This window comes from Candidatus Kurthia intestinigallinarum (assembly GCF_003991225.1).
GTDB lineage: Bacteria > Bacillota > Bacilli > Bacillales_A > Planococcaceae > Kurthia > Kurthia populi.
Window position 1 is genome coordinate 115210 of record NZ_JTFC01000032.1, and the last position, 19556, is coordinate 134765.

At 38.6% G+C, this 19556-nt stretch carries 20 protein-coding genes; 18 read left to right on the forward strand and 2 right to left on the reverse strand.

What is annotated here, in order from left to right; genetic code table 11:
- The first annotated feature begins 112 nt into the window (after positions 1 to 112).
- From QI30_RS13570 to recO, 14 genes are all read left to right on the forward strand, one after another.
- Positions 113 to 952 carry an N-acetylmuramoyl-L-alanine amidase family protein gene (locus QI30_RS13570; protein WP_126991156.1) on the forward strand — a complete coding sequence of 280 codons (840 nt, stop codon included), beginning with the start codon at positions 113 to 115 and terminating at the stop codon, positions 950 to 952.
- 142 nt (positions 953 to 1094) lie between these two features.
- Positions 1095 to 1763 carry a deoxyribose-phosphate aldolase gene (gene deoC, locus QI30_RS13575; RefSeq protein WP_126991157.1) on the forward strand — a complete coding sequence of 223 codons (669 nt, stop codon included), beginning with the start codon at positions 1095 to 1097 and terminating at the stop codon, positions 1761 to 1763.
- 143 nt (positions 1764 to 1906) lie between these two features.
- Complete coding sequence (rpsU, locus tag QI30_RS13580; RefSeq protein ID WP_010287987.1) at positions 1907 to 2080, forward strand: 30S ribosomal protein S21; 174 nt, start codon at positions 1907 to 1909, stop codon at positions 2078 to 2080.
- A gap of 269 nt (positions 2081 to 2349) precedes the next feature.
- Positions 2350 to 3726 carry an amino acid permease gene (locus QI30_RS13585; RefSeq protein ID WP_126991158.1) on the forward strand — a complete coding sequence of 459 codons (1377 nt, stop codon included), beginning with the start codon at positions 2350 to 2352 and terminating at the stop codon, positions 3724 to 3726.
- 208 nt (positions 3727 to 3934) lie between these two features.
- Entirely contained in the window at positions 3935 to 5917 is a 1983-nt protein-coding gene (locus tag QI30_RS13590) for an ABC1 kinase family protein (RefSeq protein ID WP_126991159.1), read from the forward strand.
- Positions 5918 to 5985: 68 nt separating this feature from the next.
- Positions 5986 to 6693 (forward strand): NfeD family protein, encoded by a 708-nt coding sequence (locus tag QI30_RS13595; RefSeq protein WP_126991160.1) that lies wholly within the window; start codon positions 5986 to 5988, stop codon positions 6691 to 6693.
- 19 nt (positions 6694 to 6712) lie between these two features.
- Positions 6713 to 7690, forward strand: a complete 978-nt coding sequence (gene floA, locus QI30_RS13600; RefSeq protein WP_126991161.1) for a flotillin-like protein FloA — start codon at positions 6713 to 6715, stop codon at positions 7688 to 7690.
- A gap of 13 nt (positions 7691 to 7703) precedes the next feature.
- Positions 7704 to 8198: a hypothetical protein gene (locus QI30_RS13605; protein WP_126991162.1), complete on the forward strand. Its 495-nt coding sequence runs from the start codon at positions 7704 to 7706 to the stop codon at positions 8196 to 8198.
- Between the two features lie 122 nt (positions 8199 to 8320).
- Positions 8321 to 9277: a PhoH family protein gene (locus QI30_RS13610; protein WP_126991163.1), complete on the forward strand. Its 957-nt coding sequence runs from the start codon at positions 8321 to 8323 to the stop codon at positions 9275 to 9277.
- A gap of 30 nt (positions 9278 to 9307) precedes the next feature.
- A complete protein-coding gene (locus QI30_RS13615) occupies positions 9308 to 11434 on the forward strand; it encodes an HD family phosphohydrolase (RefSeq protein ID WP_126991178.1) in 2127 nt (708 codons plus the stop codon).
- Positions 11435 to 11461: 27 nt separating this feature from the next.
- Positions 11462 to 11947 carry an rRNA maturation RNase YbeY gene (ybeY, locus tag QI30_RS13620; RefSeq protein WP_126991164.1) on the forward strand — a complete coding sequence of 162 codons (486 nt, stop codon included), beginning with the start codon at positions 11462 to 11464 and terminating at the stop codon, positions 11945 to 11947.
- Entirely contained in the window at positions 11934 to 12284 is a 351-nt protein-coding gene (locus QI30_RS13625; RefSeq protein ID WP_126991165.1) for a diacylglycerol kinase family protein, read from the forward strand. Before ybeY ends, QI30_RS13625 begins: the two co-directional genes overlap by 14 nt.
- 20 nt (positions 12285 to 12304) lie before the next feature.
- The gene (gene era, locus QI30_RS13630) at positions 12305 to 13207 is read left to right on the forward strand and encodes a GTPase Era (RefSeq protein ID WP_126991166.1); all 903 of its coding nucleotides are present in this window, start codon (positions 12305 to 12307) and stop codon (positions 13205 to 13207) included.
- 17 nt (positions 13208 to 13224) lie between these two features.
- Positions 13225 to 13995 carry a DNA repair protein RecO gene (recO, locus tag QI30_RS13635; protein ID WP_126991167.1) on the forward strand — a complete coding sequence of 257 codons (771 nt, stop codon included), beginning with the start codon at positions 13225 to 13227 and terminating at the stop codon, positions 13993 to 13995.
- Positions 13996 to 14036: 41 nt separating this feature from the next.
- Here recO and QI30_RS13640 read toward each other — a convergent pair whose 3' ends face one another.
- Positions 14037 to 14435, reverse strand: coding sequence for a hypothetical protein (locus tag QI30_RS13640; RefSeq protein ID WP_233600593.1), 399 nt, complete (start codon positions 14433 to 14435; stop codon positions 14037 to 14039).
- Between the two features lie 164 nt (positions 14436 to 14599).
- Here QI30_RS13640 and QI30_RS13645 point away from each other — a divergent pair, with 164 nt between their 5' ends.
- Genes QI30_RS13645 through QI30_RS13660 form a run of 4 tightly spaced genes read left to right on the forward strand, consistent with a single transcriptional unit; the run spans position 14600 to position 18122 of the window.
- On the forward strand, positions 14600 to 15322 hold the full coding sequence (locus QI30_RS13645; RefSeq protein ID WP_126991169.1) for a GTP cyclohydrolase II: 723 nt from the start codon (positions 14600 to 14602) through the stop codon (positions 15320 to 15322).
- A 19-nt stretch (positions 15323 to 15341) separates the two neighbouring features.
- Positions 15342 to 16442, forward strand: coding sequence for a bifunctional diaminohydroxyphosphoribosylaminopyrimidine deaminase/5-amino-6-(5-phosphoribosylamino)uracil reductase RibD (ribD, locus tag QI30_RS13650; RefSeq protein WP_126991170.1), 1101 nt, complete (start codon positions 15342 to 15344; stop codon positions 16440 to 16442).
- A gap of 12 nt (positions 16443 to 16454) precedes the next feature.
- Complete coding sequence (locus QI30_RS13655; protein WP_126991171.1) at positions 16455 to 17537, forward strand: FAD-dependent monooxygenase; 1083 nt, start codon at positions 16455 to 16457, stop codon at positions 17535 to 17537.
- A gap of 9 nt (positions 17538 to 17546) precedes the next feature.
- Positions 17547 to 18122 (forward strand): 5' nucleotidase, NT5C type, encoded by a 576-nt coding sequence (locus QI30_RS13660; protein WP_126991172.1) that lies wholly within the window; start codon positions 17547 to 17549, stop codon positions 18120 to 18122.
- A 102-nt stretch (positions 18123 to 18224) separates the two neighbouring features.
- On the opposite strand, the gene QI30_RS13665 is transcribed toward QI30_RS13660, so the two are convergent.
- The gene (locus tag QI30_RS13665; protein ID WP_126991173.1) at positions 18225 to 19040 is read right to left on the reverse strand and encodes an MBL fold metallo-hydrolase; all 816 of its coding nucleotides are present in this window, start codon (positions 19038 to 19040) and stop codon (positions 18225 to 18227) included.
- Positions 19041 to 19556 lie beyond the last annotated feature (516 nt).

The window sequence follows — 19556 nt, forward strand, 5'->3', positions numbered from 1 at the left end:
TAGGTAACTACTGCTCCTTTTTTGTGGTATTTTATAAAAGAGAGGATTTTTGACATCTCTTTAAGTATGTCTGGGTAGGGTATAATTTAACTTACAGAAGGGTGTGATAGCCATGCAAAAACTTCATTTAGCACTTTTAACAGTAGCAGTGCTTATTCCTTTAGCCTTTTTTACGCTACTACAGCCTGTATGGAAAGATTCATTGGCTACACTAGATAAAGAACATGTACTAGTAGCAAAACCTGAAAAGAACGTAATTATAAAGCAGGTGGAATCTAAAAAGGATAAACAAGGTGCAAAAAAATCTGTAGTTAGTAAAGAAAAGAAAAAAATAAGCAAACCAGTCATTGTCATTGATGCAAGTCATCAAAGAACGAAGGACTTAACAACAGAACCAATTGCACCAAAATCGACAGAACGGCGCGCAAAACAATTAGCGAGTGCTATAGGGGTTGTGACGAAGCAAAAGGAATATCACGTAACAATGAACTATGCGAAAGCGTTGCGTACACAGCTTGAAGAAAAGGGCTATAAGGTCGTTTTAACGCGTTCTGCGCATGATGTGAAGCTTTCCAATAAAGAACGCGCTAAAGTGGCAAATAAAGCGCGAGCAACGTTAGTTATTTCATTGCATGCAGATGGTGGGAAAAGCTATCAGAACGGCTTTTATATAATGAGCCCTTCAAAGAAATCAACGACGTCTAAACGATACAAGAAAAGTAATCAGCAGGCCAATGCCATTTTAAAAAAGGTTTCCACAAAAGGTAAGGTTTTCTCAACAGGACATTTTTATCGAGAGGATTTAGCGCTATTTAATTATACGAAAGCACCTGCAATTTCGATTCAGCTAGGGTTTTTAACGAATGTAAAAGATGATAAAAAATTAGCTGATAACGTTTATATGGAGAAGCTAGTAAAAAGAATTGCGAACGGTATACAAGCCGCGAAATAATGGTAATTCCTTTTTTTGTCGAAGCAAAACGTTTTGTCTAAATTGGAGTGGGTATAATTTTAGTAAACGCTTTCTATTTAGAACGCAACATGCTATTCTAATGAGAGGTACGGACAACTTTATTTAAAGGAGAGTTTTTTTCATGACTGAAAATTATGCATCATACATTGATCACACATTATTAAAACCAGAGGCAACAAAAGAACAAATTATCGCATTATGCGCAGAAGCAAAGCAATATGATTTCGCCTCTGTTTGTGTTAATCCTACATGGATTGAAACAGCTGCAAAAGAATTAGAAGGCGCTGTATCAAAAGTATGTACAGTAATTGGATTCCCGCTTGGAGCAAATACATCAGATGTAAAAGCATTTGAAACGAAAGATGCGATTGCTAAAGGTGCTGATGAAGTAGATATGGTATTAAACATTGGCGCATTAAAAGGTAGCGACTATGAACTAGTATTAAATGACATGAAAGCGGTTGTCGAAGCGGCAAACGGCACACTTGTAAAAGTTATTATCGAAACATGTTTATTAACAGATGAAGAAAAAGTAAAAGCATGTGAATTAGCTGTTGAAGCAGGGGTTGATTATGTGAAAACATCAACTGGTTTTTCAACAGGTGGTGCAACACCTACAGATGTAGCGCTTATGCGTAAAACAGTAGGTCCAGACCTTGGTGTTAAGGCTTCAGGTGGCGTGCGCTCTTTAGCAGATTTAAAAGCAATGATCGAAGCAGGAGCAACGCGTATTGGTGCAAGTTCTGGCGTGAAAATTATGCAAGGTTTAGCTGCAGAATCAGATTATTAAGCAACAAAACATTATTCGACTAAAATTTTTTGATACCTATTGACCACAGAAATATAATCTGGTATACTTTTTAAGTACACAACGATATGAACATATAATAGTATCATGTTGTGTTGATGTGTGTTCGGAGGGAGGGAAAAGAGATGACAAAAACTGTCGTTAGAAAAAACGAATCGCTTGAAGATGCTCTTCGTCGCTTCAAACGTACTGTTTCTAAAAGCGGTACTATTCAAGAGGTAAGAAAACGCGAATTTTATGAAAAACCAAGCGTAAAACGCAAAAAGAAATCAGAAGCTGCTCGTAAACGTAAGTGGTAATTTCCATTCCTAGACAATCCCTACGTTCATAAACACGCACTATCATGATTTAACAAATTGCAAATGAATCAGACCTAAAGGATTTATCCTTTAGGTCTTTTTTTATGTGTTGAAATGATATGAATTATTCTTTTTTTGTATAAAATTGAATTTTTATATTGAAATATGAATAAATATTCGATATGGTTGTATTGCTGAAAAAATTTGAAAATTAGAAAAGAATGATGGGAAACATCTGTTTTTCTAATCAGCATAACAGGGGGATACATATGGAGCAACAATATCAGTTAAAACGCTCAATTAAAAGTAGACATATGTTTATGATTTCATTAGGGGGAGTTATCGGCACGGGATTTTTCTTGAGTACCGGTAATATTATGCATGAAGCGGGCCCATTTGGGACATTGCTTGCTTATTTAGTTGGGGGTCTCACAATGTTTCTTGTGATGATGTGCCTCGGAGAACTTGCTGTACATAGCCCAACTACTGGCTCATTTCATGAATATGCAACACGTTTTATCAGTCCAGGGGCAGGTTTTGCTGTCGGTATTATATACTGGCTCAACTGGGTCGTTACAGTAGGATCGGAGTTTACGGCTGTCGGATTGCTTATGCAACGATGGTTTCCAGATATTTCGGTATGGATTTGGAGTGTCATTTTTGGTGTCATTATTTTTGCTTTTAATGCCTTCTCTGTTAAATTTTTTGCCGAAAGTGAGTTTTGGTTTGCTAGCTTAAAAATTATTCTAGTATTAGTATTTATTGTTTTAGGTGCAGCGGCTATTTTTGGCATTGTACCAATTACAGGTCATGAACAAGCACCTCTTTTCTCGAACTTTATGAGTGAAGACGGACTATTACCACATGGTGTAGCACCTATTTTAATTGCGATGGTATCAATCAGTTTTGCGTTTGCTGGAACAGAACTCATTGGGATCACCGCTGGGGAAAGTGAAAATCCAGGGAAAGATATTCCACGCTCTATTAAAAATATTATTTGGCGCACACTATTTTTCTTTGTGGGGGCTGTCATCGTTTTAGGGGCTTTACTACCATGGCAAGATGCAAGTGTATCAGAGAGTCCATTTGTAACTGTATTTGATATGATTGGGATTCCGTATGCAGCGGACATTATGAATATTGTTATTATTACAGCACTTATTTCTGTAGCGAATTCAGGTCTTTATGCATCAACACGTATGCTATGGTCGTTAGCAAATGAAGGTATGGCGCCCAAAATGTTCTTAAAGGTGAATAAACGTGGAATTCCAATGCCAGCGTTAATTATTTGTATGCTTATTTCTTGTCTATGCTTACTTTCAAGTATTTACGCACCAACAACGGTTTATGTAATGCTAGTAGCAATTGCTGGATTTGGCTGTGTCGTTGGATGGATGGGCATTGTAGGAGCACAGTATATGTTCCGCCGTAAATATATACGTGATGGTGGAGATGTAAAGAAACTGGCATTTCGAGTGCCACTATATCCATTGATGCCAATCGTAGCGTTTGTGTTATTAACTATCTTTACACTAGGACTATTATTAGACCCAAGTCAGCGTAGTGTTTTTTACTTTGGTGTACCGGCACTTATTATTTCCTGGGTAGGTTTTGATATGTATTATCGTAAAAAATCACATGCATAATAAAAAACAAAGTGATGCTTAAACTTACTGAATTAAAAAACTAAGAAAATATAACGAGAAACACTTTTAAAGGAAAAACCTTTGGAAGTGTTTTTTACTGTCTCGGTATCTAGGCAGTGCTTTCTTTTCTTTTCTTTTTTTCAGCTAGATATGCGACTTTTTTTGGAAAGGATTGTATGCTTAAAGAGTAGAAAGGGTGGTGCTAGAATTGAGTATCGTCGTGACAATCATACAACTGCTCGTAATGGGCTTTTTCATTTACTTTTTAAGTGGGCGTTTGATGGGGACAAAATTAAATATGATTAAACGGATTTTGTCAGCTGTGCTTAGTGTCGGGCTTACAACATTTATTTTCTGGTATTCTTATTTCCGTCATACGAATTTTTTTAATCAAGACGTAGTTGAGCAAGTATCAAATATTACAACACTTGTTTGGTTTGGTAGTATGTTGCTTATCTCAATGCTATTTTATTTAATCTTTGAATTGTTTGATCCAAAGCAGGAAAGTGACTTTCAAGCAAATCAAGAAAATACATTTTTAAAAATTCGTAGTAATTATTATCGTAAACGCCGTCTTGCACAAGTTTTTCGAATTGCATTTAAGCAAGGGATTGGGAAGGCATTACAATATAAGCGTTCGTATGAGAATGATCGTTATATTGCTGTTGTACTGCGAAATATTTTAGAAGAAACAGGTGGTATCTTTATTAAGTTTGGACAAGTGCTGTCGACGCGTAAAGATATTTTACCACCCGTATTTATTGAGGAATTTTCTAAATTACAACAAAATGTTCGGGCTATGCCAAGTGATGAAGTGCAGCAAATTATCCGTCGTGAATTTGGAGAGGATCCAAGTGTTTATTTCAAATACTTTTCAGAGTCGCCTCTTGCAGCAGGCTCTATTGGACAAGTACATCGCGCACAACTTCGAGATACAAATGAAGAGGTAATTGTAAAAGTACTACGTTCTGATGTGACTCGTATTATGAATAAGGATTTGGATATTTTACTTCATTTTGCGATGTGGTTAGAAGAAGAATCTATTTGGGCTGAAAATTTAGGGTTCTATCAATTAGCGACAGGGTTTGCTTCGGGTTTGCGGGAAGAAATTAATTTTGATATTGAACGCCGCAATATGGAGCAAATTACTAATGCATTAAAAGGTTCAGATCATAATGTACGTATTCCAAAAGTGTACCCTGAGCTTTCAAATCGAAAAATTTTAGTGATGGAGTATATTAAAGGCGTATCGATTACGAAAGCAACACCATTATTGAAGCAACGAGGGATTCCGCAGCAAAAAGTTTTAGGTGAAATATATGGTGCTTTTTTAGAACAATTGCTTGTGGCCGGTGTTTTTCATGCAGACCCACATCCAGGAAATGTTTATGTCATGGAAGAAACGGGGGAACCGGTATTTTTAGATTTTGGTGCAGCAGGTCGGATTGGTCCACTTCAAAACAGAGGGCTTCGAACCTTGCTGATAGGCATTGCACGTAACGACGTAAAAATTATGGCACAAGGACTTGAAAACTTAGTAACAGACGGTAATTTGAAAAATCGTGCACGACTAGAGCAGGATTTGAGTCAACTGTTAATTAGCATTCAATATATGGATAAAATCTCAACAGAAACGCTTATCCAACGTTTATTTGATATTATGAAAAGTCATGAGTTAAAGCTTTATCCAATGGTTAGTATGGCGCTTAGAGCATTAATTACGATGGATGGGACATTAAGCTCTGTCGATCCACATTATGATATTTTTAATGAAGCGAAGCGCTTTTCAATTGATAATAAACAGGAGCTTGCACAAACACTAACAGTCGATGAGTTGAAAACAACGGCGGTTCAGGAAATGATTTTGTTGATGCCACAACTACGTGATATGCCAAGACGTGTAGATCAAATTTTTCAAAATTTCGAGCGTGGTGAAATGACAGTAAAAGCAGATATTTTTGCAGATACGAAAAATGCCACTTTTATTTCACACTGGCTATCACTGCTTATTTTATTAACAGTGGCCATTACATTTAGCTTTATTTCAGTGGCACTATTAGCCATAGCTCAGTTTATTGATGGCATGTACGCTGTATATTTAAATACAGCAGCCTTTGTTGGTTTGTTTTTGAGTGCAGTCATTCTTGTTAGATTGTCTGTCCAGGCATTGCGTTATTCGAAAAGAATTTGAAAAATTATGAAACTTTTTCTAGGTAAATCCGTAAATAAAGTAAGCACAGCAACGAAAGGGTGAAAACAATGAAACGAATGGCCTTCATCGGAAGTGTGCTATTGCTTAGTGGATGTACGCATGAGTCGGCTCAGTCGTTGTCATTGACGCACCCGCTCATCATTACTGTTCTTTTGTGCATTGCTAGTCTTAGCTTAGTTTTTTCATTATTTTCGGCAAGTGGCGTTGCACCAATTATCGTACACCTATTGGCGATTAGCTTTGTTTACGGTATCTTTTTCGTAGAAGGAAGTTTGACAGCGCTTGCAGTATTAATGCTTATCTCTGGAATGATTTTATTATTTTTAGAATTATTTGTTCCAGGGGGCATCATTGGGACCATTGGCTTTGCATTTATTGTCATGAGTTTGATGTCGATAGCACCGCATGCGCCGTATATGCTGTATTCAATTTTGACTGCGCTTATCGTCGCAGTAGTAGGAATGGTGATTATGATGAAATTTTTCGGTAAAAAACTGAATGTCTTTAATAAGATGGTTTTATCCGATGCAACAGATACGAAGAGTGGTTATGTATCGAACGTCAACCGTACGGAACTTTTAGGGCAAGTAGCGATTACAGCTACGCCATTACGCCCATCAGGTACAGCAATGTATGGAGATGAGCGCCTTGATGTCGTAACAGAAGGAGGCTTTATCGCAGCCGGTACAGAAGTTGTGATTATTGAGGTTGAAGGAGCCCGTATCGTTGTGCGTGCAAAAATAAAAGAAGCATAGAGAAAGAGGGGAAAAACTGATGGCAATCGGAACAATTATTGCAATCGTCGTCGTATTTGTCGTACTGGTTTTATTATTTACTTTTGTACCAGTTGCATTATGGATTTCAGCTCTAGCAGCAGGCGTCAAAGTAAGTATCTTTACATTAATCGGTATGCGCTTACGTCGTGTTATTCCGTCACGTGTCGTAAATCCGTTAATCAAGGCACATAAGGCGGGCATTGAAGTAACAATTAATCAACTTGAGAGTCACTACTTAGCAGGTGGTAATGTAGACCGCGTTGTGAATGCATTAATTGCGGCACATCGTGCTAATATTGATTTAACATTTGAACGTTGTGCAGCAATCGATTTAGCAGGTCGTGATGTATTAGAAGCGGTTCAAATGTCGGTAAATCCAAAAGTTATTGAAACACCATTTATTTCAGGGGTTGCGATGAACGGAATTGAAGTAAAAGCAAAAGCACGTATTACAGTACGTGCCAACATTGACCGTTTAGTCGGTGGTGCTGGTGAAGAAACAATCATCGCTCGTGTAGGTGAAGGGATTGTTTCGACAATTGGTAGTGCAAAACATCATACCGAAGTACTTGAAAACCCAGATATGATTTCACAAACCGTATTATCAAAAGGTTTAGATTCAGGGACAGCCTTCGAAATTCTATCGATTGATATCGCAGACGTGGATATTGGCAAAAATATCGGTGCAGAATTACAAATTGAACAAGCGCAAGCGGATAAAAACATTGCACAAGCTAAAGCAGAAGAACGTCGTGCAATGGCCGTAGCAAATGAACAAGAAATGATTGCGCGTGTACAAGAAATGAAGGCGAAAGTGGTAGAAGCAGAAGCAGAAGTACCGCTAGCTTTAGCAGAAGCATTCAAAAAAGGAAATATTGGTGTCATGGATTATATGAATTATCAAAATGTCCAAGCAGATACATCAATGCGTACATCATTAAGTAAGATGGATGATTCACATCAAGAAGAAAAATAAGGGGGTCTGATTAATGGAAGGACTCATTATTTTTATTATTGTTTCATTGATTGGTTATTTCTTTTCTGATAAAAAAGGAGAAAAAAAGCCAACGAAAAATTCCAGTCGACGCTCAGCAAATAGCCCGAATAAAGGTCGCTTAGATGATCTTGTGCAACAAATGAAAGACAAAATGAATGAAATTGAAGACGATGCAAAGCCGTTGTCTAAAAGACAAGAGCAAGCACGTAAAGTGGCGCAACAAGCGAAAAAACGTGCGGAGCAATTGGCGCAAGACCCACGTTATAAAGAACGTTTTGATGCACTTGAACAAAAAATAGGTGCTCATGATTTAACGGATTCAAAAGGTGTCGAAAAAGTTCGTATTAAATCAATGGACCGAATGCTAAATGAGCAAGGTCCTACTGCTAAAAAACAAAAAAATCTGTTATTTCATACAAAAAATGACGTGAAGCGTGCGGTATTAATGGCTGAAATTTTAGGGCCACCAAAAGCCAAGCGTAAATAATAAGAAAAGAGGGTACTAGGAAGTTAGCAGTGCCCTCTTTTTTATGGGTATACTTTGCACCAATGAAGTGATAATGCTACAGTAAAACTAAGCTAGGCAATTCTTGATTGAGGAGAATGAACATGACTGAACAACAACCGATTCAATTAACATTAAAAGACCCAAATGAAGCCGTAATGCTACTAGGTACATCGGACGCTAATTTGAAATTAATCGAAGAAGCGTTTAGTGTACGAATTATTACACGTGGCGATACGGTTCATATTGTTGGTGATGAAGCTGAAAAAGAGCTAACAGCTGCACTGATCGATCAACTCTTACGTGTAATTCGAAAAAATATAAATATTAATCAGCGAGATGTTGTATCTGCGATTGAGTTAGCGAAAACGGGGAAAATCGAATATTTTGCTGAGTTATATAATGAAGCGATTGCTCATACAACGAAAGGGCGCGCAATTCGTGCGAAAACAATTGGTCAACGCCAATATATTCGTGCGATGCAAAAGCATGACCTTGTATTTGGTATTGGACCAGCAGGCACCGGTAAAACGTATTTAGCGGTTGTGATGGCTGTGCAAGCGCTAAAAAATGGGCATGTGAAGCGCATTATTTTAACGCGACCAGCTGTAGAAGCAGGAGAATCATTAGGTTTTTTACCTGGCGATTTAAAAGAAAAAGTAGACCCTTATTTACGTCCGCTGTATGATTCACTTCACGATGTGTTAGGCCTTGATCAAACGACACGTTTAATTGAACGTGGAACGATTGAAATTGCGCCACTTGCGTATATGCGTGGTCGCACATTAGATGATGCTTTTGTTATTTTAGATGAGGCACAAAATACGACGAAGGCTCAAATGAAAATGTTTTTAACACGACTAGGTTTTGGCTCGAAAATGGTTATTACGGGTGATAAAACACAAATTGATTTGCCAAATGGTGTGGCTTCAGGATTGATGCATGCAGAACATATGTTAAAAGGTATCAAGGAAATTTCATTCCAAGTACTTGAAGCAGGCGATATCGTTCGTCATCCAATTGTTGCAAAAATTATTAATGCGTATGATACCAATCAGTAGTCGACAGCTCGTGAGAAGGGAATGAGTCGATTGACCACAATCATCCAAAAGTTACAGCGATTATTACCATTTCGTCTACTACTAATCGTTGCACTTAGTGTTGTAGGACTCCTACAATTTCTTTTAATGATGGGGAATATTCAGGGGCAAAATTATAATGTGAAGTTATTCCAAGTGTCTCCTGAAACGATTCGCGCTGTTAAAACAATCGAAGATACAGAACAGACGAAGCTAGACAAACAAGCCGCTGCAGATAGCGTAGAGCCGGTATATACATATTCAGAAGAGGTTGGAAAAAATCAGGCATCCGTCGTTCGCTCTATTTATAATTATGCGCTAGATGCAAAGGAAATTGAGGCGACGAGCGATTCCGCGAAAGCAGCGAAGGCACAACAAAAAAAACAGCTAGAAGCGCTAAAAAAATCATTAGATAGTAAGGAATTAAATGTTGAGTTATCTGATGAAGATTTAGCTGTATTATTAGCTGCAACGAAAAGTGAACTCGAAGATGGCAGAGATTCGGTTGTTGAAAAAGTAACATCCGTATTGCAACAACCAGTTCGTGAAGCAGATGTGGCAGAAAAGCGGGAATCAATTGGAAATGCCATTCGTCTGACCTATTCATTTCCAACGGATTTGATGAACGTGAGTATTCGTATTGCGCGAAGTGCGATGGTAGCGAATGAATTATTAGATGAAGATGCAACGGAGCAAAAACGTCAACAGGCTATTGAATCAATAGATCCGACGCGTATTTTACAAGGCCAAATCATCGTACAAGAGGGAGAAGTGATTGACCGCGATGTATATCATCAATTAGAAGTAACCGGTATGCTTGCTACACATCAATCTCTTAAACCTTATGTTGGTCTCGCATTATTAATTATTATCCAAATGTTGTTCTTTTATATGATATTTAATAATGCGAAAAATATGAAAATCGAGCATAAAATTCGTAATCTTTTAATTGTATCGATTATTTATGTATTAAGCATTGGCTTTATGGAACTACTAGGCATTGTCGACCGAGAATTTGACCTTTTACTAGGTTTTCTATTTCCAGCTGCACTTGCACCAATGATGATCCGCATGCTTGTAGGCGAGCGAATTGCGGTATTGGTGACAATGATGCTAGGAATCTCTGCAGGCGTTATTTTCCAAGAAGGTTATTCTACGGTTATGCAGATGGAGATTGCGCTGTATATGATTTTAAGTGGTATAAGCTCCTTGTATTTTGTACGCAATATGCAAAAACGTTCGAAGGTGCTGCAAACAAGCTTTGGTGTTGCAATCGTCAATAGTTTGTTTATCGCATTTTACTTATTAATGACACAATCAAGCTATACAGCAAAAGAATTGCTATTTTATTTAGTAGCAGCGATTGTTTCCGCATTATTGTCAGGTGCATTAACAATCGGCACATTACCATTTATTGAAACGGTATTTGGCATTTTATCTAGCCTGCGCCTCATCGAATTATCAAGTCCAAATCATCCATTACTAAAAAAGATTTTAATGGAAGCGCCTGGGACGTATCATCATAGTATTATGGTCGCAAACTTGGCAGAGGCCGCTTGTGAGGCAGTTGGAGCAGATGGTTTATTGGCACGTGTTGGCTGCTATTATCATGATATTGGAAAAACAAAACGCCCCGGCTTTTTCGTTGAAAATCAAACAAATGGCTTAAATCCGCATGACCATTTGCCACCAGAGAAATCTCGCGATATAATTATTGCTCATGCGGCAGATGGTGTGCGTATTTTGGAAAAACATAAAATGCCAAAAGAAATCGTTGATATTGCACGTCAACATCACGGGACAACGGCAGTGAAGTTTTTCTATTATAAGGCGAAGCAACAAGACCCGACGGTAAAAGAATCTGATTATCGGTATGCAGGACCCAAGCCACAAACGAAAGAAATTGCTATAATAACAGTAGCAGATAGTGTGGAGGCAGCTGTGCGTTCGATGAAAGATCCAACACCAGAGAAGATTAAAAACTTGGTCCATGCTATCGCGCAAGACAAGTTGCAGGATGGCCAGTTTGATGAATGTGATTTAACGATTCAAGAGTTGCATACAATTGAGCAAGTGTTCTGTGAAACATTGAATGGTACATTCCATTCACGTATTGAATATCCAGAGCCAAACGAATAAGACTTATGGATTGCTTAGGAGGCACATATGTTAAATATTGATTTTTTAGATGAAACAGGAAAAGTAACAGACAAAGATTTAGAGCTTGTAGAAGGATTACTTCAACATGCTGCAAAAATCGAGCAAGTAGAAGATGGTACCGAGTTATCGGTAACATTCGTTACGAATGAAGCAATTCATGAAATCAACAAGGAGTATCGTCATAAAGATGCCCCAACAGACGTGATTTCATTTGCGCTAGAAGAACTTGGTGAAGGTGAAACAGCGATTATTGCAGAGGGTATGCCTCGTATTTTAGGGGATGTTATCATTTCAATTGATCGTACACGTGAACAAGCAGAAGAGTTCGGTCATTCATTTGAGCGTGAGTTAGGCTTTTTAGCTGTCCATGGCTTACTACATGTGTTAGGTTACGACCATATGGTTCCTGAAGATGAAAAAATCATGTTTGGTAAACAAGATGAAATTTTAGAATCATATGGCTTATCGCGCGACACGAATGAACGTCACTAAATTTATACGTTCATTTCGCTACGCACTAAGTGGAATGAAACAAGCTGCAGCTGAGCAGAATTTTCGCGTGGATTTAGTAGCGACAATTCTTGTTTTAGCTGTTAGTTTTTTAACAGGCTTATCTGCGCTAGAATGGTGTATCATCATTTTATTAATTGCCGGTATGCTTGCACTTGAAATGGTGAATAGTGCAATTGAGCGAGTCGTCGATTTAGCAACGCAAGATATTCATCCGCTTGCGAAGGCAGCAAAAGATATTGCTGCAGGAGCGGTGCTTATTTATGCGCTTGCGAGTGTCGTCATCGCGTGCATCATTTTTTTACCAAAATGGTTTTAAACAACGGAGGAACTTATTTTATGTCAGAATTTAAATCAGGCTTTATTTCAATTATCGGTCGCCCGAATGTTGGTAAATCAACATTTTTAAACCGTGTAATTGGACAAAAAATTGCGATTATGTCGGATAAGCCACAAACAACACGTAACAAAGTACAAGGTGTATTAACGCAAGATGATGCACAAATGATTTTCATCGATACACCAGGGATTCATAAACCAAAACATAAGCTTGGTGAATTCATGTCAAAAGTGTCAAAAAATGCTTTACGTGAAGTAGATGCCATTATGTTCATGGTCAATGCACAACAAAAATTAGGTACGGGTGACCGTTATGTAATCGATATGTTAAAAGGCACAAAAACACCTGTCTTTTTAATTATTAACAAAATCGATGCGATTCACCCAGACGAAGTTTTAAAAATCGTTGACCAATATAAAGACGAATTTGATTTTTCGGAAATTATACCAATCTCAGCACTTCAAGGAAATAATGTAGACAATCTATTAACAACGCTTAAAAAATATTTACCAGAAGGTCCACAATATTATCCGGCTGACCAAGTAACCGATCACCCAGAACGTTTTATTATTGCAGAATTAATTCGTGAAAAAGCATTACACTTAACACGCGATGAAGTGCCACACTCAATCGCAGTGGAAATTGAAAAAATCCGTCGTGAAGAAGATAAGGACCGTGTCCATGTAATGGCGACAATCATTATCGAACGCGAATCACAAAAAGGGATTATTATCGGTAAACGTGGCGCAATGCTAAAAGAAATCGGTACACGCGCACGTAAAGATATCGAAAATTTACTTGGCTCGAAAGTTTATTTAGAACTATGGGTAAAAGTACAAAAAGATTGGCGTGACCGTTCTTCACAATTACGTGACTACGGCTACCGTGATGATGAATACTAATAAGGGAAGTGGGGCAATTGCTGAATAAATGGGAAGGCATTGTCTTAAAAACAAAACCGTACGGAGAATCAAATAAGGTTGTGACATTGCTAACGCGCGAGGCGGGGAAAGTAGCTGCGATGGCGCGAGGTGCGAAAAAGCCCTCTAGTCGTCTAGCAGGTATTTGTCAACCATTTATGCATGGAATCTTTATTGTTCATCATGGGCGTGGTATGGGTACATTGCAACAAGGTGAGGCCATTGATTCGATGCGACATATTCAAACCGATATTGTCGCGACGGCGTATGCGAGTTATTGTGTTGAAATTGTAGACCGTCTAACCGAGCAAGATACGCCTGATGAGTACGCCTATAATGTGCTATTACAAGCGCTTCATGCAATCGAAGAAGGGTATGACCCAGAATCGATTAGTTTGTTTGTCGAATGGAAGATGCTTCCGTATACAGGGGTGCAGCCTATTTTACATCAATGTGCTTCATGTGGTGCCACAGAAGGGGAATTTGCATTTTCATTTTCAAGTGGTGGTTTTTTATGTCATCGCTGTTTTCATCAAGATCCGTATATTATTCGTTTAACGCCAACGCAACTCAAATTGATTCGGATGTTTTATAAGATGCCGATCGAGCAAGTAGGTTCGTTAACGTTAAAAAAAGAAACAAAGCGATTTATCAAAAATATTGTTTCAACAATTTATGAGGAGCAAACGGGTATGCGCTTTAAATCAAAGAAATTTATTGATCAATTAGAACGTACACCGCTGCTATTTAAAGAACAAGAAGACGAATAAAAAAAGCCTCTCATATGCGTATGAGAGGCTTTTTTGTATGATTAGCGATAAGCATCTAAATGCTCGACCTCGCGATAACTCATCGAATCCCAAAAAATATTACTCGAAACAACAGGAACATCATATGGGAACGAATTTGGTTTAATCATAATATTTTGGCCGTTTAAAATTGATAATTGCATTTGATGAAGCTCTTTCGTTGATAAAGGCTCTTTGGCTGTATAGCTAAAAATCGTCTCCACTGTTAGGTTTAACATATCAGGGGCAATTGATGATACGATTGAGGCGTTTTTGATTTTAAGCTCAACATCAAATGAACCGTTTGATACGATTAAATCTTCCTCTAAATCAGTTGGATTCGTTAAGGCACCTTTAAAAAGGACAACTACGGTGCCTTGAGCGTAAATACGGTACACTTTATGATGGGTAGGAAATCCCACAATAATCATCCTCTCTTTTTCACATACAATTCAGTATAGAGGTTTTTGCATGAAAAATCGAATGAAACTATTTTCAGATTGAAATAGTTGACATTCAAAACTTACTACAATATAGTAAGTTACGAAAAGTAACAAATAAAACGAAATGAAAAGAGCGACGCTATATGGAAATGACACAAACAAATTTAACTATGATAGAAGAAAAGATGACGTTCGTGCCGCTTACTAATGAAGAAAATATTTGTGTGGTAGGGCCGGTTAAGTTACCAATTAAACAGGGGGATTTTGAAGCAACTTTTAATTGGTACTGTTGGACAACAGTACAAAAATCTTGGTCTAAAAAAGAAGTTATCAATCATTTAAATACAATGAATTTAGCCTTTGGGCAACAATCATCGGTATTAGTATACGGTGATTTTGAACATGCGCCTGATGCACTTGTACGGATGCATAGTATTTGCCATACGGGGGATATTTTCGGAAGTCAACGCTGTGACTGTGGCTACCAATTACATGAATCGATGAAAATGGTTGTTGATAACGGTGTAGGGGCTATTTTCTATTTAGCAAATCATGAGGGCCGTGGCATTGGCTTATTTTCAAAATCAATGGCTTATTTATTGCAACAAGAAGGACTTGATACAGTAGAGGCAAATCATGCATTAGGTTTTGAAGATGATACACGTTCATATGAAGAGTCGTTAAAAGTATTAGAATCACTACGTCAAAAACCCGTAACATTAATTACAAACAATCCGAAAAAATTAGCGGCACTTGAAGCACATGGTTTATCTACGAATGGGCATGTACCATTATGGGGTGGTGAAAATGCGACAAACCATTACTATTTAGAAACGAAACGTGAAAAATCAGGACATATTCGCTAGCGATTTAGGGGGAACAGGTATGCTTAGAAATGATGAATATTATATGCAGTTAGCGCTTGATTTAGCATCGAGTGCACGAGGGAACACAAATCCCAATCCAATGGTAGGTGCCGTCATTGTTAATAATGATGTGATTGTAGGTACAGGCCTACACCGAAAAGCAGGAGAGCCTCATGCAGAAGTGCATGCATTTCGTATGGCGGGAGACCATGCAGCAGGTGCTACATTGTATGTCACGCTAGAGCCGTGCTCACACTTCGGGAAAACGCCGCCTTGCGCCAATTTAGTAAAAGAATCGGGCGTAAAACGTGTCGTTGTCGCAATGACTGATCCCAATCCAAGTGTCGCAGGACGCGGCATTGCGCTGTTACGTGATGCCGGTATCGAAGTAGAGGTAGGTGTACTAGAAGCACAGGCGTATAAATTAAATGAACGTTTTATTCATAACATGCTGACAGCACGTCCATTTGTCGTAGCAAAATATGCGATGACAGCAGATGGTAAAATTGCGGCTGCTACAGGTGATTCCAAATGGGTGACAGGTGATGATGCACGTGAAGATGTGCATGAATATCGTCATGAAATGGATGGGATTCTTGTTGGTATCGGTACGGTTTTAGCAGATAATCCATCACTGACAACACGTCTTGTTTCAAAAGAAGGCAAAAACCCTATTCGCATCGTTTTAGATAGCGAACTTCAAACACCACCAACTGCAGCGGTTGCACAAACAGCTGAAGCAAGAACGATTATTGTGACATCGAATGAGGCACCTGCAGAGCGAGCACAGGCATTGTTTGCTCAAGGTGTTGAAATCATTCGTGTTGAAAAAACAACAGATGGCTTAGATTTAGAGGCAACGCTTGATGCACTTTATGAAGCGGGCATTACAGACATTCTAGTAGAGGGGGGAGCAGGTGTACACGCTTCATTTTTCCGTCAACAGCTTGTACAGAAGGTCATTATTTATATGGCGCCAAAAGTATTAGGCGGGACGAATAGTATTACACCTGTTGGCGGTAGTGATGCACAGCAAATGAGTGAAGCGCGTGATTTTGAATTTGATACGGTAAATTTTGTAGGCAATGACTTACGCATCGTTGCTTACCCAAAGCACTAGGAGGCTTTTAACGTGGAAAGAACAACGGATATTTGTATCGTTGGAGCAGGACCTGCCGGCGCATTACTGGCAACATTGCTTGTGCGTCGGGGCTTACATGTTACACTGATTGAAAGTAGTCCCTCACTTGGGAAGACTTTTCGAGGAGAGCATGTGAATGAACAAGGAGAAGCGGTGCTTGAGCGTCACGCGTTATTAGCTGGCGTCAAAGCACGTGGAATGCTTCCGATGACACGCTTGGAAAATTGGAAAGACGGCGTATGTTATAACACAATTTTTCCAGAAATTACAGTGGGGCATCTAGGAATTCATGTACCTCAACGCTATTTATTAGCGGCGATTTTGGAGCCAATTATGCAGGCGCCTAATTTTGAATTATTGTTGAATACGCGTATGAGAGAACTTTTATATGATAACAAACAAGTTATTGGAACAGTTGTAGAAATGAACGGAGAACGCATTAGCGTACATAGTAAGCTCGTTGTCGGAGCGGATGGTCGTTATTCAGCAGTTCGCAAAAAAGCGCATATTCCGTATCATACGTGGGAGCATGGCTATGATTTATTGTGGGCACGTATTCCACGTCCAAAGGATTGGGAGCCAATTATTCGCATGGCTTTAATTGATGGGAAACAGTTAGCGCTCTTTACGCAGGCTGAGGACCGCATTCAAGTCGGATGGAACATCGATAAGGGAAGTTTTAAAGAATGGCGTAAACAGCCATTTGAGCCCTTTATTGCACAGTTAAAAGAGGTATTTCCAACGTTAACGGATGTTGTAGATGACACAATTACGTCATGGAGCGATTTTGTACTACTTGATGTGCACAGTTCTTATGCAGATCGTTGGGGTGGCAATGGCGTTGTCTTATTAGGGGATGCAGCACATACGATGACACCAACAGGAGCATTTGGGTTGAATAGTGCTTTAGTAGATGCAGAGTACTTAGCAGCCATTATCACGGATGAAGGAACGTTATCGAATGCACAAATCGAGCAGTTCGAAGCATCGCGTCGTTCGATGATTCACCATTTACAGCATGAGCAGCTACGAGAAGAACAGCATTTTGCGCAGCAATTTGAAGCGGTGCATTAGGAGGATTTTATGAGATTCGGTTTTGATATTGATGATACGTTAATTGATTTACGTCGTCATGCATTTTCACTGTACAATCAAACATTTCATCAAACGCTTAGTATGGATGTTTTTGAACAGATTAAGCGTGTGGAAATTCATGAACCGTTCGGCCTAACAGATGAAGCGGGCTATGAGGCGTGGAAAGCGCATTTAGAAGCGATTTATTTCACTACCTGTCCAAGCTTTCCATACGCTAAAGAAACACTACAGCAGCTTGTAGCGGATGGTCATGAGGTATTTTATATTACGGCGCGTCCGAAAGAATATTGTGCACGTTCTAAAGCATGGATGAAAGAGCAAGGCTATCCGATTGCAGAAGGGCATTTTTTCTGTGGTATGGAGGATGCTGAAAAAATCGCGACGATTCAAACATTGCAGTTAGATGTTTATGTAGATGATAAGCCAACCGTTTTACGTACATTAAAAGATGTTCAAACGCTTTCGATTATTCGTGACCAGGCGTATAATCGCGACGAAACGTGGACACGCTTAACGGATTGGCGCGAATTTCTTACATTGGTAAATCAATATAAAAAAAGCTAGTATAAATAGACAGTTCCGGTTGGAAAAAATAATTATAAGAAAAAAAGGGTTTGCGTCAGCGCGAACCCTTCTTTTTATTACCAACAGAGGCACTGTTTTTAGTCAACCGTTATTCATAAAGACGCGAATCATATGCATAGCTGACCATTCAGAATTAGAATGCTCGACGATAGGGTATTGTTTTGGAAAAATGGTTTTGGTAATTTCGAAAACATCTAGCCCTTCGTTCATGAACTTTTGAACACGATATTGGAGCTCTTTTAAATAATTCAGTTTCATATCAATTAATGTCTGTCCATTTTCAAGCACACCTGCATGGTGACAAATCATTGTATCAAAATCAAGTTTCTGTACTTTTTCTAACGAAGCCATTGTCGCTAAAATATTTTCATCGACGAGTACGATTTTTGGCTTTGGCGTCACGAATAAATCACCGGTAAATAAATAGCCATGCTGCCGATTATAAAGCGCGACATGATCCTCTGTATGCCCGGGTGTCGGAATGATGTCCCAGACGCTATTTTTAGAAGCAAATGTTGAACTATAGGCATGGCTTGTAAAAGGCGTTGGTGGTGGCCCCCAAACGTTTTGGCGATAACGGGGTAGACGCATTTTAGTCGTCGTTTTTGTGACGCTTATCGGATGTATGTAAGCTTCGATACCGAATTTTTGAATCACTTCAGCGGTATTACCGATGTGGTCTTCATGAAAATGTGTATGCAGCACATGGTCAACGGTTTTATGCTCAATAAATTCAAAAAATTGTGTGCGTAACCCAGGAGAAGCCGTATCAATGAGGACGCCATCTAATAAAAAGCTATAGACATTCATGGGTGCGCCTGGGATTTTCACAATATGCTCGACTATTTCTAATGGTCCGTGTGTTGAGAAAATACGATTTTTTTCTACTTCAATCATTCTTTTCACTCCTTTTTGCTTTTTATTAGTATAGCAATACCGATGGTGAATAGCTATTCATAAAAAAGAGACACGGTAACCATTATCGTTACCGTGTCTCTTCTGTTGTTGGCTTTGACGAAAGGAATCATAGATGGTCCAAATCTATAATTACATCGTAAATATTAAATATCATAAAATCTTACGTCTTATAATGCAAGCATTTTGGGTGTATTGACTTATTTTTGTAAGAAATGACCTTATTTCTCGGTGAATACTAGCGAAAATAAGAGCTGATGTAGTGAAGATGAAAAGAGGCTGGGACAAAACCCTAGCTAAAGAAAGGACTTCGGCAAATGAAGATGCCGAAGTCCTTTTTATCTGTAATTTTTTTGTTTTTGTATAGAATAAAAAGAGCCCCTTTTGATAAAATTAAGTTACCACACCAAACCAACCAAAAGGAGACTCTTTATGTATAAAAATTATAACATGAATCAACTCATATTACCGCTAGATTTAGAAGTGAAATTACAAAAA

Excerpts from the sequence above, each read along its gene's own strand:
- QI30_RS13645 (WP_126991169.1), top strand. The coding sequence starts at position 14,600 with ATGGAAATGACACAAACAAATTTAACTATGATAGAAGAAAAGATGACG.
- QI30_RS13595 (WP_126991160.1), top strand. The coding sequence starts at position 5,986 with ATGAAACGAATGGCCTTCATCGGAAGTGTGCTATTGCTTAGTGGATGT.
- QI30_RS13660 (WP_126991172.1), top strand. The coding sequence starts at position 17,547 with ATGAGATTCGGTTTTGATATTGATGATACGTTAATTGATTTACGTCGT.
- ybeY (WP_126991164.1), top strand. The coding sequence starts at position 11,462 with ATGTTAAATATTGATTTTTTAGATGAAACAGGAAAAGTAACAGACAAA.
- ribD (WP_126991170.1), top strand. The coding sequence starts at position 15,342 with ATGCTTAGAAATGATGAATATTATATGCAGTTAGCGCTTGATTTAGCA.
- QI30_RS13610 (WP_126991163.1), top strand. The coding sequence starts at position 8,321 with ATGACTGAACAACAACCGATTCAATTAACATTAAAAGACCCAAATGAA.
- rpsU (WP_010287987.1), top strand. The coding sequence starts at position 1,907 with ATGACAAAAACTGTCGTTAGAAAAAACGAATCGCTTGAAGATGCTCTT.
- QI30_RS13585 (WP_126991158.1), top strand. The coding sequence starts at position 2,350 with ATGGAGCAACAATATCAGTTAAAACGCTCAATTAAAAGTAGACATATG.
- era (WP_126991166.1), top strand. The coding sequence starts at position 12,305 with ATGTCAGAATTTAAATCAGGCTTTATTTCAATTATCGGTCGCCCGAAT.
- QI30_RS13665 (WP_126991173.1), bottom strand. The coding sequence starts at position 19,040 with ATGATTGAAGTAGAAAAAAATCGTATTTTCTCAACACACGGACCATTA.
- deoC (WP_126991157.1), top strand. The coding sequence starts at position 1,095 with ATGACTGAAAATTATGCATCATACATTGATCACACATTATTAAAACCA.
- floA (WP_126991161.1), top strand. The coding sequence starts at position 6,713 with ATGGCAATCGGAACAATTATTGCAATCGTCGTCGTATTTGTCGTACTG.
- QI30_RS13625 (WP_126991165.1), top strand. The coding sequence starts at position 11,934 with ATGAACGTCACTAAATTTATACGTTCATTTCGCTACGCACTAAGTGGA.
- QI30_RS13605 (WP_126991162.1), top strand. The coding sequence starts at position 7,704 with ATGGAAGGACTCATTATTTTTATTATTGTTTCATTGATTGGTTATTTC.
- QI30_RS13570 (WP_126991156.1), top strand. The coding sequence starts at position 113 with ATGCAAAAACTTCATTTAGCACTTTTAACAGTAGCAGTGCTTATTCCT.